This window comes from Pseudomonas sp. LA5, assembly GCF_028640825.1.
Classification (GTDB): domain Bacteria; phylum Pseudomonadota; class Gammaproteobacteria; order Pseudomonadales; family Pseudomonadaceae; genus Chryseomonas; species Chryseomonas aestiva.
This window is the reverse complement of the sequence record NZ_JAQYZY010000053.1, coordinates 52,166-66,641: the sequence shown is the minus strand read 5'-3', so window position 1 is coordinate 66,641 and position 14,476 is coordinate 52,166. Positions and strand designations below refer to the sequence as shown.

General features: G+C 67.7%; 11 protein-coding genes and 3 pseudogenes. 2 read left to right on the top strand and 12 right to left on the bottom strand.

What is annotated here, in order from left to right:
• Nucleotides 1–20 precede the first annotated feature (20 nt).
• The 8 genes from PVZ72_RS20275 to tyrS all read right to left on the bottom strand — a co-directional run bounded on the left by PVZ72_RS20275 (nucleotide 21) and on the right by tyrS (nucleotide 8,524).
• Nucleotides 21–1,274: a metal-dependent hydrolase family protein gene (locus PVZ72_RS20275; protein ID WP_273862859.1), complete on the bottom strand. Its 1,254-nt coding sequence runs from the start codon at nucleotides 1,272–1,274 to the stop codon at nucleotides 21–23.
• The gene (locus tag PVZ72_RS20270) at nucleotides 1,271–2,578 is read right to left on the bottom strand and encodes an MFS transporter (RefSeq protein ID WP_273862858.1); all 1,308 of its coding nucleotides are present in this window, start codon (nucleotides 2,576–2,578) and stop codon (nucleotides 1,271–1,273) included. The genes PVZ72_RS20275 and PVZ72_RS20270 overlap by 4 nt, the downstream gene beginning before the upstream one ends.
• A 183-nt stretch (nucleotides 2,579–2,761) precedes the next feature.
• Nucleotides 2,762–3,664, bottom strand: a complete 903-nt coding sequence (locus PVZ72_RS20265; protein WP_273862857.1) for a LysR substrate-binding domain-containing protein — start codon at nucleotides 3,662–3,664, stop codon at nucleotides 2,762–2,764.
• A 66-nt stretch (nucleotides 3,665–3,730) separates the two neighbouring features.
• Nucleotides 3,731–4,516, bottom strand: a complete 786-nt coding sequence (locus PVZ72_RS20260; RefSeq protein ID WP_273862856.1) for an enoyl-CoA hydratase — start codon at nucleotides 4,514–4,516, stop codon at nucleotides 3,731–3,733.
• A 14-nt stretch (nucleotides 4,517–4,530) separates the two neighbouring features.
• Entirely contained in the window at nucleotides 4,531–5,715 is a 1,185-nt protein-coding gene (locus PVZ72_RS20255) for an acetyl-CoA C-acyltransferase (RefSeq protein WP_273862855.1), read from the bottom strand.
• 10 nt (nucleotides 5,716–5,725) lie between these two features.
• Nucleotides 5,726–6,493 (bottom strand): SDR family NAD(P)-dependent oxidoreductase, encoded by a 768-nt coding sequence (locus tag PVZ72_RS20250; protein WP_273862854.1) that lies wholly within the window; start codon nucleotides 6,491–6,493, stop codon nucleotides 5,726–5,728.
• A gap of 98 nt (nucleotides 6,494–6,591) precedes the next feature.
• On the bottom strand, nucleotides 6,592–7,269 hold the full coding sequence (locus PVZ72_RS20245; protein WP_187979050.1) for an SDR family oxidoreductase: 678 nt from the start codon (nucleotides 7,267–7,269) through the stop codon (nucleotides 6,592–6,594).
• Between the two features lie 10 nt (nucleotides 7,270–7,279).
• Nucleotides 7,280–8,524 carry a tyrosine--tRNA ligase gene (gene tyrS / locus PVZ72_RS20240; protein WP_273862853.1) on the bottom strand — a complete coding sequence of 415 codons (1,245 nt, stop codon included), beginning with the start codon at nucleotides 8,522–8,524 and terminating at the stop codon, nucleotides 7,280–7,282.
• Between the two features lie 595 nt (nucleotides 8,525–9,119).
• Between tyrS and PVZ72_RS20235 the strand changes: the two genes are divergently transcribed.
• Together PVZ72_RS20235 and PVZ72_RS20230 are read left to right on the top strand one after the other, a co-directional pair.
• The gene (locus PVZ72_RS20235) at nucleotides 9,120–10,289 is read left to right on the top strand and encodes a GAF domain-containing protein (RefSeq protein WP_273862852.1); all 1,170 of its coding nucleotides are present in this window, start codon (nucleotides 9,120–9,122) and stop codon (nucleotides 10,287–10,289) included.
• 5 nt (nucleotides 10,290–10,294) lie between these two features.
• Nucleotides 10,295–10,906, top strand: a complete 612-nt coding sequence (locus PVZ72_RS20230) for a histidine phosphatase family protein (RefSeq protein ID WP_273862851.1) — start codon at nucleotides 10,295–10,297, stop codon at nucleotides 10,904–10,906.
• Here the strand turns inward: PVZ72_RS20230 and PVZ72_RS24355 are convergent.
• The 4 genes and pseudogenes from PVZ72_RS24355 to PVZ72_RS24345 all read right to left on the bottom strand — a co-directional run.
• Nucleotides 10,903–11,340, bottom strand: a pseudogene (locus PVZ72_RS24355) (methyl-accepting chemotaxis protein); the annotation flags it as partial. The gene PVZ72_RS20230 and the pseudogene PVZ72_RS24355 sit on opposite strands and share 4 nt — an antisense overlap.
• A gap of 105 nt (nucleotides 11,341–11,445) precedes the next feature.
• Nucleotides 11,446–12,216 (bottom strand): annotated as a pseudogene (locus PVZ72_RS24350) (PAS domain-containing protein); the annotation flags it as partial.
• Between the two features lie 250 nt (nucleotides 12,217–12,466).
• Complete coding sequence (locus PVZ72_RS20220; protein ID WP_273862849.1) at nucleotides 12,467–13,933, bottom strand: chemotaxis protein CheW; 1,467 nt, start codon at nucleotides 13,931–13,933, stop codon at nucleotides 12,467–12,469.
• A pseudogene (locus PVZ72_RS24345) lies at nucleotides 13,930–14,376 on the bottom strand (methyl-accepting chemotaxis protein); the annotation flags it as partial. The pseudogene PVZ72_RS24345 and the gene PVZ72_RS20220, both read right to left, overlap by 4 nt.
• Between the last annotated feature and the right edge of the window lie 100 nt (nucleotides 14,377–14,476).

Sequence of the window (14,476 nt, the reverse complement as noted above, 5' to 3'; positions counted from 1 at the left end):
CCAGTCCGGCAAGACTCCCGTTACCCGAGGCGATTCTTCACCAGACGGCCACCTTGCAGGATGACGTCGAGGCTTTCGCCCTGCCCCACCAGACAGGAGATATCAGCCAGCGGATCGCCATCCACGACCAGCAGATCGGCCAGGGCTCCGGTCGCGATACAACCCAGTTCGCCCTCGCGTTCAAGGATGCGTGCCGCGACACTGGTGGCGCTGCGCAAGGCCTCCAGATTGCCCAGCACCTCGGCGCGGATGCGCAGTTCCTGGGTCTGGTATTCGTGCATCTCGCCCAGCAGGTCGGAGCCGTAGCCCATGGGCACGCCCGCCTCGGCGAAGAATTCCAGGGCGCGACGGCCCGCCAGACGGACATCTTCGATCTTGGCCACGGAATCCGCCGGCAGGCCATAGCGCGCGCCGTGCTCGGCGAGCATCTCGTAGGTCACCTGGGTGGGCACGGCGAAGGCGCCCCGCTCGCGCATCAGCTGCGCCGTATCCCGGTCGACCAGATTGCCGTGTTCGATGGTGCGTACCCCGCACGCCACGGCGCGGCGAATGGCGCGGGCAGTATAGGCATGGGCCATCACATAGGTGTTGGCCGCCTCGGCTTCCTCGACGATGGCGCAGATCTCGGCTTCGCTGTACTGGGTATTGGCGATGGGATCAGTAGGTGAGGAAACACCGCCGGAGGCCATGATCTTGATCTGGCTGGCGCCCTGCTGCAGTTCTTCGCGCACCGCCTTGCGCACGTTGTCCACCCCATCCACCACCCGGGCGATGGCACCGGCGCGGAAACAGCAACTGCACGGCTCGTTCAGCAGGAGCTCCCCACGCGCCCGCATGTCCCCGTGGCCGCCGGTCTGCGACAGCGCCTTGCCGGAGGCGAAGATCCGCGGGCCCGGCACCAGTCCCAGGGCAATGGAGCGCGCCAGCGCCCAGTCCGCACCGCCGGCATCGCGGACGGTGGTGAAACCGCGCTCGAGCATCGCGCCCAGGATCGGCAAGGCGCGGTACATGATGATGGCGTTGGGCTGCAGGGCGTTGAAACCCAGGTTGGCACTGGACGCCAGTACATGCACATGGCAATCGATGAGGCCCGGCATCAGGGTGCGGCCGCCCAGATCGATGACGGTGACACCTGCCGGCGGCGCAGCGCTCTGGTCGCGTACGGCGGTAATGCGCTCACCGTCCACCAGGACTTCTTTACCGCTGATCAGGGTGCCGGTGGTCAGATCGAGCAGCTTGCCGTTGCGCAGTAGTAGAGAGGTGTTTTGAGTCATGCGGATTCTCCCGAGGGTTGGCCGCTGGCGCCGTCGCGGAACAGCGCGGCGCCCCCGGCACTGATGGCCGCGGCGAACATGATGTAGAAGGCTGGCGCCAGGTGGCTGCCGGTAGCAGCGATCAGCCAGGTCACGGTAAAGGTGGCGAAGCCGCCGAACAGGGTCACGGCGAAGTTGTAGGCCACCGACAGTCCGGTGGAGAGCACCCGCGTCGGCAACAATTCGCCGAAGGCCGCCAGCAGACCGCCCAGATAGCCGGAGATCAGCAGCCCCAGCACGGCCTGGAACACCAGCAGGGAAGGCAGGCCCGGCCAGCGATTGAGCATCCAGAACAGCGGCCAGGCGGCGCAGAAGATGGCCACGGCCGACCCCAGCAGCCAGGGTCGCTTGCCATGGCGATCTGCCAGGCGCCCTACCAGGGGCGTTGCCACCAGCAGCACCACACCACCGAGTACACCGGCGGTGAAGCCCAGGCCGCTGGGCAGGCCCAGCACCCGAGTAGAGTAGGACGGCAGGTAGAACAGCACGGAGTAGGTGCAGACCGTCCAGAGCACGACCATGGAAAAGGTAATGGCGGTCTGGCGGGGATAGATGCGCACTACCTCCCGCAGCGGCGACTGGGCACGCTCGACGGAGGCATAGGCAGGGGTTTCGTCGATGCGGCTACGGATGTAGAAACCGACGGGGCCGATCAGGGAGCCGAACAGGAACGGCAGGCGCCAACCCCAGCTCTCAAGTTGCTCCGGGGTCAGCAACGCCGACAGCAGCGCGCCGGCGCCTGCACCCAGGGCGACCGCCACCCCGATGCTGGCCTGGATCCAGCTGGAGTAGTAGGCCTTTTGCCCAGCGGGCGCGTGTTCGGTGAGAAAGGCGGTCGCGCTGCCCATCTCGCCACCCGCGGAAAAGCCTTGCAGCAAGCGCGCGAAGACGATGAGCGCCGGGGCGAACAGCCCCCACTGGGCATAGCCCGGGGTCACGGCGATGATCAGGGTACCGGCGGCCATCAAGAGGATGGTCAGCGACAGCGCCGCCTTGCGACCGCGGCGATCGGAGTAGATGCCGAGCAGGATGCCACCGACCGGCCGCATGAAGAAACCGACGCCAAAGGTGGCCAGGGCCAGGAGGTAGGAGGTGAGTTCGCTGGCGGTCGGAAAGAACACCTTGGCGATGATCACGGAGAAGAAGCTGTAGACGGTGAAGTCGAACCACTCCAGACCGTTGCCGATCACGGTTGCGACCACCGCCTTGTTGGCCTGGCGGCGGTGGGCGGCGGACGGCTGCGGAAAGGTCGTAGCGCTCTGCATTGTTGGCTCCCTGAATGCAAGTCGCGCAGGAAACTCGGGAGTCCCTGCACCGGCGACGGCAGTTTCGATAAAGGAAACAGGACGAGGATCTCCGCCCTCTGCCGCCGAGCTTAAGGGGCTACCGGGGACGCAGGAAAACGCTGATTGCAGGGGTTTGCATGCGCCTGACGCATGCAAGAGCGATCAGTGCGACGCGCTCAGGCTGTCGTTCAGCCAGGTCTCGAAACGGCGCGCCGCCAGGCCCGGCTGGCGATCGCCCGGCCACAGCAGGTAGTACCCCCCCTGCCCCTGCACGCATTCACTACAGGCTGCCACCAGCGCACCCGACTGCAGGTGGGCATCGATCATGGGGCGCCAACCCAGGACGATACCGTGGCCGGCAATCGCCAGATCGACCAGGATGGGGTACTGACTCACGGTGAGCCGCTGGCGGATCCGCGGGGCGGGATAGCCCAGCCGCGCGAACCATTCCGCCCAGGAGAGCCAGCGCCGCTGACCGTCCTCGATCATCAGCAGGCACCGGTCGAGCAGCTCCGGGGGTGACAGCTGACGCCCGCCCAGGTAGTCCGGCGCGCAATAGGCGCCTACCCACTCGGGAAACAACTGGCGGCCAGCCAACCCTGGGGGCGGCGGTTCACGCAGGAAATAGAGCGCCAGATCGAATTCGGGCTTGAGCAGGGTATCGAGGTTGTCCAGCACCCGCAGGCGCACGTCGATGCCGGGAAAGGCACTGGCGAAGCGGCCGATCAGCGGGCCCAGCCACAGTGCGGCCACGCCCGAGGAACAGGCCAGCACCAGCTGCTGCTCGCCACTGATATCCATGACGTCCGCGGTGGTTTCCGCGAGACCCGCGAGCAGCTGCTGAACCCGCTCGGCATAGCGCTGCCCGGAGACAGTCAGGTGCAGCCGCTTGTGCTCTCGACGAAACAGCGCGCGACCGAGAAAGGCCTCCAGCTGCGCCACCTGACGGCTGATGGCGCTCTGCGTGAGGTTGAGTTCCAGCGCCGCCCGGGTAAAGCTGCCGAGCCTGACCGTTGCCTCGAAGGCAATCAGATTGGTCAGGGGTGGCAAGGGCTCGATACGCATCCGGAGGCTCTGCAACACTGGGGCTGAAACGGCCAGTCTAGCGCCTCTGACGGGCGCGGGGCGTGCTCAACGATGCTCGAACTTCGCCGGCCGCTTCTCGACGAAGGCCGCCATGCCTTCCTTCTGGTCGGCGCTGGCGAACAGCGAATGGAAGACCCGGCGCTCGAAGCGGATGCCCTCGGCCAGGCTGGTCTCGAAGGCGCGATTGACGCTTTCCTTGAGCAGCAGGGTCGCCGGCAGCGAACGACTGGCGATGCCGCGAGCGGCTTCCAGGGTGCGCTCCAGCAACTCGTCGGCGGGAAACACCTGGGCGACCAGCCCGGCACGCTCGGCTTCGGCGGCGTGCAGCTGCCGCCCGGTCAGGCACAGTTCCATGGCCTTGGCCTTACCCAGGGCGCGGGTCAGCCGCTGGGTACCGCCGATGCCGGGAATCACGCCCAGGGTGACCTCCGGCAGGCCGAAGCGTGCGGTGTCGGCGGCATAGATGAAGTCGCACAGCAGCGCCAGTTCGCAACCACCGCCCAGGGCATAGCCGGCGACGGCGGCGATCAGCGGTTTGCGCCGCTCGGCGATGCGGTCGGCGACGCGGAAGTAGTCGTCCAGGTAGATCTGCGGATAGCCCTGCCCGGCCATTTCCTTGATGTCGGCGCCCGCGGCGAAGGCCTTGGCCGAGCCGGTGAGCACCACGCAACCGACCTCGGGATCGGCGTCCAGGCGCGCCAGCATGGCATCCAGCTCATGGAGCAGCTGGGCATTGAGGGCGTTGAGCGCCTTGGGGCGATTGAGGGTGATGAGGGCGACGCGCGCCTCGATCTCCAGCAGCAGGGTCGATTCGGTAGAGGCTTCGCTCATGGTCTTGTCCTTGTCTAGTCGTTGAGTTCCAGCGCCATGGCCGTGGCCTCGCCGCCGCCGATGCAGATGGCGGCCACGCCCCGGCGCAGACCGCGCTGGCGCAGCGCCTGGATCAGGGTGACCAGGATGCGCGCACCGGAAGCACCGATGGGATGGCCCAGGGCACAGGCGCCACCGTGCACGTTCAGGCGTTCCGGGTCCAGCCCCAAGGCATCCTGAGCGGCCAGGGCCACCACGGCGAAGGCTTCGTTGATCTCGAACAGGTCGACGTCGCTCAGCTGCCAGTCGATGCGCGCGAGCAAGGTACGGATGGCGCCGATGGGCGCGGTGGGAAAGTCGCCCGGCGCGCCGGCATGGGCGGCATGGCCACGGATCGTCGCCAGCGGCCTCAGCCCTTCGCGCGCTGCCGTGCTGGCCCGCATCAGCAGCAGCGCTGCGGCGCCATCCGAGATGGAACTGGCGTTGGCCGCAGTGACGGTACCGCCTTCACGAAAGGCCGGCTTGAGGGTGGGAATGCGTGCCGGATCGGCACGGCGGGGTTGCTCATCGGTGTCGATGCTCAGGGTTTCCCTGCGTCCCGCCACCTCCACCGCCACGATCTCGCTGGCGAAGGCACCGCTGGCCTGCGCCTGGCGCGCCCAGGCGAGGGACTGCTGGGCATAGGCATCCTGGCGTTCGCGGCCGATGCCCAGGCGCGCGGCGCAATCCTCGGCGAAGGTGCCCATCAGGCGCCCGGGTTCATAGGCGTCTTCCAGGCCGTCGAGAAACATGCTGTCGATCAGGGCGCCATGGCCGAGGCGGTAGCCGCTGCGGGCCTTTTCCAGCAGATAGGGCGCGCGACTCATGCTCTCCATGCCGCCCGCCACCACCACCTCGCCACTGCCGGCGCGCAACAGGTCATGGCCGAGGATGGCCGCCTGCATCCCCGAACCGCACATCTTGTTCAGGGTGGTGCAGCGCGTGCTCTGGGCCAGACCGGCGCCAAGCGCCGCCTGGCGTGCCGGTGCCTGGCCGAGGCCGGCGGGCAGCACGCAGCCCAGCAGCACCTCGTCGACCCGTTCCGGCGCCCAGCCCGCCCGTTCCAGTACGGCGCGGACCACGGCGCTACCAAGCTGCGGCGCCGACAGCGCGGCCAGTTCGCCACCCAGGGCCGCCATGGGCGTACGGGCGGCGGCGACGATGACAATGGGGTCGTTCATGACGATTCTCCTAGCGCGGGGCCATGCGCAGCGCGCCGTCGAGGCGGATCACCTCGCCGTTGAGCATGGGATTCTCGATGATGTGGCGGACCAGGGCGGCGAATTCCTCGCCGCGGCCGAGGCGCGGCGGAAAGGGCACATTGGTGGCCAGGGCGTCGCGTACCTCGGGGGTCATGCCGGCCATCATGGGCGTCTCGAAGACGCCCGGCGCTATGGTCATGACCCGGATGCCCTGCCCGGCCAGTTCGCGCGCCGCCGGCAGGGTAAGCGCGGCAACGCCGCCCTTGGAGGCGGCATAGGCGGCCTGGCCGATCTGGCCATCGAAGGCAGCGATGGAGGCGGTGTTGATGATCACGCCGCGCTCACCGCCGACATTGGCCTCACCCTGGGCCATGGCCGCCGCGGCCAGGCGCAGGACATTGAAGCTGCCCACCAGGTTGACGTTGATGATGCGCGCGAAGGCGGCGAGATCGTGGGGACCATTGCGCCCGAGGATGCGTGCGCCGCCGACGATGCCGGCGCAGTTGATCGCCCCCTGCAGACTGCCCCAGCGGGCCAGCACGGCATCCAAGGCGGCGCTCAGGGCCTCGGCATCGGTCACGTCCACGGCCAGCGCCAGAGCCTGGTCGCCGAGCCGTTCGGCCTGGGCCTGCACGGCCTCGGCCTGGAGATCCAGCATTGCCACTCGGGCGCCTGCCGCGATCAGTCCCTCAGCGGTGGCGGCGCCCAGGCCGGAACCGGCGCCGGTTACCAGAAAGGTTTGCTCGTCGATGCGCATGGTGGCACTCCCCAGGATGATGGACTCATCTTCGATCCTCGGCCGGGGTCGGACAAGGGCCGGAGCGCTCAGTCGCAGCGAGCGATCCGGCCCCTCGTTCACCAGGGCAGGACCTGCCCCTGGTAGTCGAGAAAGGCGCAGCCAGGCTGGCCGGCCCGCGCCTCGATCGTCGCCACCAGACCGGCGACGCTATCGGCCACCTCGACCGGCGCGCTGGACCCGCCCAGTTCGGTGCGCACCCAGCCCGGGTGCAGTGCCAGCACGGCGAACGCCGGCTGCTGCCCGGCGACCCAGCTCTGCAGCAGGCTGTTGAGCGCTGCCTTGCTGGCGCCATAAAGTGGCATTTCGGCGGCTCGTGCCAGACTGACGCTGCCCATCTGCGAACTCAGGCAGGCCGCCACCCCGGCAGCGGCCATCCGCGGTGCCAGGGCCTCCAGCAACCGCAGGGGCGCCACGGCATTGGTGAGGAACAACTCGCCCAGCTCCGCGACGCTCGCCCGCTGCCCGTCCTCTTCCATCGGCCCCATGATGCCGGCATTGACGATCAGCCGCTCCAGCGAGCCATCACCCAGCTCGTCCAGCAGTCGCGTGCCCAGGTCGGGATCGCGCAGATCGCCGGTCACTACCCGCAACCGCCCCTTGGCGGCCGCGACCATCGTATCCAACGCCGCATTCGGCGTTCGCACCACCGCCAAAACCTGAGCCCCTTGCGTCAGATAGCGCTCCACCAGCCCCAACCCTATGCCCCGCGAGGCACCTATCACCCAGACATTCATAGCCTTCTCCTCAGTCGGTCAACGTGATGCGCAGATGCCGTTTCTTGCCCAGACTCACCCGCCGACCCGCGTCGCTCAGCGCCAGACGGATATCGGGATCCATCACCGGTTGCTCGTCCAGGCGCAGGCCGCCGCCTTCCGCCAGTCGACGTACCGCACTGCGCGACGGTTGCACTCCCGCCTCGACCAGCAACTCGACCAGGGTGACGCCCGCGTCCAGTTGCCTGCGGCTTAGGGCGACCTCCGGCAACTGCCCGGCGCCGTCGCGATCGGCGAATACCTCGGCGGCGGCTGCCTCAGCCTCGCGTTGCGCCCGCTCGCCATGGGCCAGCCGGGTCGCCTCATTGGCCAGCACGCTCTTCGCCAGATTGATTTCCGCACCGCCGAGCGCGCCGAGCCGCCGCACCTCGTCCAGCGGCAACTCGGTGAACAGGGCGAGGAAGCGCTCGACGTCGGCATCGTCGCAATTGCGCCAGAATTGCCAGAAGTCGAAGGCCGACAGCCGCTCCTCGTTGAGCCAGACCGCGCCCTGGGCCGACTTGCCCATCTTGCGGCCGTCGCGGGTGGCCAGCAGCGGCATGGTCAGGCCATGGAGCTGGGGACCGCCCTGCCGGCGTGACAGCTCCACGCCGTTGATGATGTTGGCCCACTGGTCGGCACCGCCCAGTTGCAGGGTGCAGCCGTAGCGCCGCGACAGCTCGACGAAGTCGTAGGCCTGCAGCAGGGTGTAGCCGAATTCCTCGAAGGACAGCGAGTGCTCGCGGTCGAGACGATTCCTGATGGCATCGAAGGTCAGCAGCCGGTTGATGGAAAAGTGCCGGCCGACGGCGCCGAGAAAATCCAGGTAGCCCAGGCCGTCGAGCCACTCGGCGTTGTCCACCACCTGGGCGCGGCCGTGGCCATCGCCCACTTCAAGATAGCGGTGAAAAGCCTTGGCGATGCCGGCCATGTTCAGGGCGATCTGGCCGTCGGTCAGCACCGGGCGGCTACTGTCACGAAAGCTGGGATCACCGATGCGGGTGGTGGCGCCACCGATCAGCAGGAGGATGGGATGGCCGGCGCGCTGCAGCCAGCGCATCAGCATCAGGCCCTGCAGGTGGCCGACGTGGAGGCTGTCGGCGGTGGCGTCGAAGCCAAGATAGCCGGTCACCGGTCCACTGGCAAAGGCACGGGCGAGGCCGTCACGATCGGTGGTCTGGTGCACGAAGCCGCGGGCTTCGAGGGTGGCGAGCAGGTCTTGCTGGGTGCTGTCCATGGGGTCTCCTGTGGCTGGACGGTGCCAGGGAGACCGGGAGAAGTTGCCTTGACCGAGCCGCCCTAGGCGGTTCGGTCATGCAGCGCAGTACCTACCACCCGATCTTGATCAGGTAGTAGTAATAGGCGCTGATTGGGCAAAGGAAGGTTCGCATGGGGCGTCACGCTACCGGCTTGCCCAGCGGTTGGCAACTGCGAACCGCTCGCACTGCCGCTTCGACCAGATGTCGCACCTCCCCTGGCAGGCGCTGAACGAACGGCGACAGTGGCGTTCCGACACCTGTCCTTTGCCAGCAGTATCGAGACGCAGAGATGAACGTACCCGCTCCACCCCTAGCGATCCCCCGCGCCAACGTGGCGTTTCCAGGTGTACCTGGACAAGGAACATCCCTTGCGTGAGAGGATCCCACCGATGAAAAGCATCACCCCGGCCAATCTGTTGCTGCTACTGCTTTGCCTCACGGTGCTGGCCTACGCGACCGACCTGATCGGCTAGCCTCGGCCTGGAACAACCTCAATGAGGCGTAGCTGATGGTTGCCGTCCGGCGTCTCTTGGCCTAGCGTTCAGGCCGTGTCCGTCAGAGAACTACAGCGTCATGCCCAGCCAACTCTCCAGCACCGTCGAAAGCATCGAGCTGCTGGCGTCCCTGGATTCCGTCGCGGCGCTCCTGCGCGTCGTCTGTGATGTCAGCGGCCTTGGGGTCGCCACCGTCGCCGAGGTCACCGAGCAGCGCTGGATCGCCTGCGCGGTGGAAGATCGCATCGCCTTCGGCCTGCAACCCGGCGCCGAATTGGACCTCGAATCCACCCTCTGCAACCACGTACGCTCCTCCCACGACGCCGTGATCATCAGCGACGTGACCCAGAACCCCACCTACTGTGATCACCCGGCGCCCGGCCTCTATGGCTGGAAGAGCTACCTGTCGGTCCCGGTGTTTCGACCCAACGGCACCTTCTTCGGCACGCTGTGCGCCTTTGATCCCCAACCCGCACCGCTGCTGGAGCAGCGCCCGGTGATCGCTACGCTGGAGGGCTTTGCCCGCCTGCTGGGCGAACTCCTCGCCCGCGAAGAACAGCGTCGCGAAGAAAGTCCCGGCCCGCGTGGCGACCTCGATCTCACACCGTTGCGCGAACAGTTGCTGGTGCTGCTGGAGGAGGATCTGCAGCATCCGCTGCAGGCGCTGGCCAAGGACGCGCCCGTGGATGCCTCCCAGGCGCAGCGCTGGCAGACCGAGGCCCGGCGCCTGGCCGAACGCAGCGCTGCGGCCGCCGACTTCGTGCGCGTCCGCCTGGGCCATGGCCTGCCCCTGAAACCGGCCCTGGTGGCAGGCGCCAATGAACGGCTCCTGGACCTGCTCGTCAGGCTGCAGACGCGTTTCCCCGACCATACCCTGGGCAGCGAGTTGCCGGAGCTACCCGCCGCCCTGCGCCTCGACCTGCCGCGCCTGTTGCAGGCGGTGGAGGCGCTGCTGGAGTGGGTCGCATCCCGCAACCCTGCTGGTGGCACCCTGCTGCTGCGCGGCGTGCTCGACGAACGCTGCTACCGCCTCGCCGTGGAAAGCCGCACCGCCGTGGTGGAGCCTGCAACCCTGAACCAGGTGTTCCAGCCGCTGCTGACCCAGGCCGATTCCGAGCAGCCCGCCCGCCTGGACCTGGGCCTCTATCTCGCCCAGGAAATCGCCCGCGGCCATGGCGGCAGTCTGGTCGCGCGCCTGGAAGCCGGCCACCTGAGATTTCTCCTTACCCTGCCCACTGCTCTGGATTGATACCCTTGCCCTTCCCTTCTCCCCTGCTGGTGATCCGTCACGGCGAAACCGACTGGAACGCCAGTGGTCGCCTCCAGGGTCGCCAGGACATACCCCTCAACGCGCGCGGCCGTGCCCAGGCCGAAGCCGTGGGCCTGGCCCTGCGCGACCGCCTCGACGTCTCTCGCTTCGCCTGCCTGAGCAGTCCGCTGCAACGCGCCAGCGCGACGCTCGATCTGATCCTGGCGCAGCTGCCGGGCACGCCAAGAAGCCTGGCCCGCGATGCGCGCCTGGCGGAAAAGGCCTTTGGTGACTGGGAGGGACTGGACATGCCGACCATCGCCCAGCGCTATCCGGAGCAGCACGCCCGACGCGTCGCCGAGCCCTATACCTTCCGGGTACCCGGTGGCGAAAGCTATGCCGATGCCGCCGAGCGGGTGCGCCCGCTGCTGGAAGAACTCCAGGGTCCCACGCTACTGGTGGCCCATGGCGCCCTGATCCGCAGCCTGCTGGTGGCGACCGGTCTGGCCAGCACTGAGGTGGCGACCCGGATGGTCATCCACCAGGGGCGCTGGCTGGAACTCGATGCGACCGGTTATGCGTGGTACAGCGCTCCTGGCTGGGACGAGCAGTCCTAACTCAGCCGCCGGGCGAACTGGCTGACCGCGCCCACCACCTGGCGGGCGCCCTCCTGGATCTCGGTGATGCGCACCCCGGCGTTGCTCGCCAGGTGCAGCCCCTGCTCCGCCTGCTGGCGGCTGGCGGCCATGTTGCTGACCGCGGTCTGCGCCAGTTGCTGATTCTGCTGCACCACCCCGACGATCTCTTCGGTGGCCTTGCTGGTGCGCCCGGCCAGTTGCCGGACCTCGTCCGCCACCACAGCGAAACCCCGGCCCTGTTCGCCCGCCCGGGCGGCTTCGATGGCGGCGTTGAGCGCCAGCAGATTGGTCTGCTCGGCGATACCGCTGATGGTCTTGACGATGGCGCTGATCACCAGCGACTGCTTGCCGAGGTCCTCGATGCCGTTGGCAGCGACCTGGATCTCGTCGGCGATGCGGGTCATCACCGCCACCGTGTCCCGCACCACCGCCGCACCCTGACGGGCGCTTTCGTCGGTGGTCTGGGAGATGTCGAAGGCGACCCGCGCGGCTTCGGCCACCGCCAGCTCCTGCTCCACCTGCTCGGTGATGACGGTGGCGAACTTGATGACCTTGTACAGCTCGCCGCGGGTGTTGAGCACCGGGTTGTAGGAGGCTTCCAGCCAGACCGTGCGGCCATGGCTGTCGATGCGCTTGAAGCGACTGGCCACGTAGTCACCCCGGTTGAGCCGCTCCCAGAAGGCGCGATAGTCGGCCGATTCGGCCTCTTCACGGCTGCAGAACATCCGATGGTGCTTGCCGACGATCTGCGCCAGCGAATAGCCCATGCCCTGCAGGAAGCGCTCGTTGGCGGTGAGCACCTCACCGGACAGATCGAATTCGATCACCGCGGTGGAGCGCAGCAGTGCATTGATGATGCCCGAGTGCTCGGTGGAGACTTCCACCTGCTCGGTCCGGTCGTAGGCATAGCAGCGGATCTGCTTGACCTGGCCCTGGCTGTCACGCACCGGCGTCCAGATCGCATAGAGCCAGGCAACGCCGCCCGTGCCGCGCAGCAGCCGATAGATGCCACTGGCCTGGTGACCTTCGCTGAAGCTTCGCTTCAGATCCCGATAGCAGTCCATGCATTTGATGTAGTCGGGAATGAGGTCGTCGAGTTTCCATCCGGTCAGGCTACCAGGCGCGTAGCCCAGGCAGAGCGCGAAGTTCTCGTTGAAATCCTCGATCCGGCCCTGGGCGTCCAGCAGCAGATGCAGCGAATCCTGATGGAAGGCCGCGCTGACCTGGCGGTGTTCGGACAGTTCGGCTTCGAGATCGGCGATGCGGCGTTTGAGTGCGGAGTTGAACATGGGATCACCCAGGAAAGTTGTGTCTTCCTCTGGTTCGACGCGCCGCGGAATTTCTTGACAACTCGCTGATGAACGCCTGCACCCGGTTCCGGCAGAGGAGGCGCGGGTGGCGCGCCCCGTCTGGCGACTCCCGGCAAACACCACTCGCTCTAGCCTGCCGGTACCGCTTTGATGAGGGACGCCTGCGGTGGCCGACAAAGCCACGGGTAATCCGTTACCCGACCGTTCGACGAAGCGACGAGCGGTATCGTCAAACTGTCGCAGCCACGCGCTCCGGAAGGGTCTGCCGGGCCTGACCTTCCAGACGTTTCACCAGCGCCCCGAGATCGATCAGGGTCGCCTGGCGACTGTTGCCCGCGGATCCTACGCCCACCCAGCTCTGCGCCCGCTGCGCCGGTACTGCCCCGCCCTCCCCTGGCAACTGCCAGCTGCGCGCCAGGGCATCGGCGCGCAACTCGGTAAAGGCCTCGATGGCCTCGACCCGCTGCACCACGAAACCCAGGCGCTGGCGTTGCCCTTCCACCACGATCACCTGATCGCCGGGACCGGACTCCACCGCTGTCGCACCGGCCAGGGTCCGCAGGCAGACCAGGGTGATCTGCTGGCCGCGGACCTCCATCAATCCCAGCAACCGCGGATCCCGCTGGCCGAGGCGTAGGTAGTGCGCCGGCAGCGGCAAGACCTCCGCCACCTGCTCCAGCGGGACGGCGAACAGCAATTCGGCGAGAAAGGTCAGGCACGGCTGACGGCGGACCTGACGACGCTCTTCGCGCAGCAGGTCGCGATCGGTGCGATAGATCCGCGCATAGGCCACCGCCGCCTCCTGGCACCCCAGGGCCAGGTGATCGATCACGATGGCCGCCTCGCCCTCCGCGGCGCTGAACACCCCGCGCAACAGCCCGGGCTGCTCCAGCCCGAAGCCAAGCAGCGGCGCGCACTGCGCCGGATCCCGCCGCCACATGCCGAGCAGCCGCTGGAAGCCGAAGGCGACCCGATACTGACCCCGGTCGCCCGCCGCCAGCACCAGCAGCTGCTCATGGTGAGCCTGGGCGGACGTGGCCAGCCCCAGCAGCTCGGACAGCTCCAGCACCGGCAAGGCCTGGCCTCTCAGCTGCACCTGGTAGCGACAGCTGTCGCTGGCGAATTCGCTGGGCGTCAGCTGCGGTCGATCCACCAGCTCCTGAACCACCGCCGCATCCAGGCACAGGCGCCGCCCGTCGCACTCGAACAGCAGATAGAGCCGCTCCGCTTCCGTGCCAATGGCGGCCTGCCGCTGTAGCGGCGGCGGCCTGTCGGCACTGACCTCGAAGCCCGGCAAGGCGGCCAGGGTGTCCAGATCCAGCAGATGGACCAGCCGGCCGCTTTCCGGGCGCAGATGGACGCGCCCCAGCAGGCGCCCGGGCGTCCCCTGCAATTGCACGATGGCGTCATCCGCCAGCTTGAGGATGTCCACCACCCCATCGATGGCCAGGCCGAAGCGTCCCCCCCCATGACGGATCACGGCGATCCGGCGCTCGTGCTCGACCGCCGGCAGCCCCAGCAGGCAATGGCCGTGCACCAGCGGCAGCGGCTGGCCGCCCAGCTCGAAGAGGCCCAGCAACCAGGGCACCGGACTTGGATGAGGCGCCAGGCGCTCCGGCCAGGGCACCACGCGTTCCAGGGCCTGGGCGGACAGCGCGACTTCCAGTTCGCCGATCCGCACCACACCCTGGGTCACGGCCGTCCTCCCCCAACCACCGGCGAAAGGGTGGTGGCCGCGTCCAGTTCCTGAATCAGCTGATTGACCCGCGCCGCATCGTCGAGCTGGGCCGCGGTGGAGCCGTTGATGGCCTCGATGGACTGCTGGGTCTTGCCCACCCCTTCGGCGATCAGGCCGAAGGCCTCGCCCACGCTGCGCGAGATCTCACTGCCCTGGGCGATGCTCTTGACCGACTCCAGGATCAACTTGTTGATCTCCTTGGTCGCCTGGGACGACTTCTCGGCCAGCTTGCGGACCTCATCGGCCACGACCGAGAAGCCCAGGCCGTGCTCGCCGGCGCGAGCCGCTTCGATGGCGGCGTTGAAGGCGAGCATGTTGGTCTGATTGGCGATGTCGCTGATCACCTGGACGATGTCCTGGATGCCTCCGGCCGTGGTACCGATGGCCTCCATGGCGTCCAGCGAGCGGGTCAGGGTCAGGGAACCACGCTCGGCTTCTTCCAGGGTGCGTCGGGCCATGCGGTTGGCGTCGTCGGTGGTCTCGGCGATCTGGTTGATGGAG